Here is a 344-nt window from a genome sequence, read left to right as displayed (position 1 = left end):
GCCAGTTGCGGCTGCAACCACAGCGTCTGCAACGACGTGATCACCGCATCGCGGCCGAACGGCGTGGAGAACCACGGAATGCCCGCGTACGGATACGGGCCGGTCGCGAGGTCGGTGGTCAACAGGCCAAGGTCCGCGAGCGAGCGGTCGATCCACGCATTGAAGAGCGGATTGCTCGAGCGCACGCGCGCGGTCACGCGCCGCCGCTCGCGCATCACGAGGTGCGCGTCGACCAGCGCCGCGCGCACCGCCGCCCGGCCGACCCGCGGGCGCTCGGTGTCGATCTGCGACATATGCGCTTCGCTCAGCGGATGAGTCGGCGACGACACGCCCGCGCTCGGCGC

The 344-nt window shown here is 71.2% G+C and carries 1 pseudogene; it reads right to left on the bottom strand.

The features are described from left to right. A pseudogene (locus SB753_RS35570) lies at positions 1–344 on the bottom strand (amylo-alpha-1,6-glucosidase); the annotation flags it as partial.

It is taken from the genome of Paraburkholderia sp. SIMBA_053 (assembly GCF_046534895.1).
Lineage (GTDB): Bacteria > Pseudomonadota > Gammaproteobacteria > Burkholderiales > Burkholderiaceae > Paraburkholderia > Paraburkholderia caledonica.
Note: the sequence above shows the minus strand (reverse complement) of the source record. Positions and strands in the feature narration are given on the sequence as shown.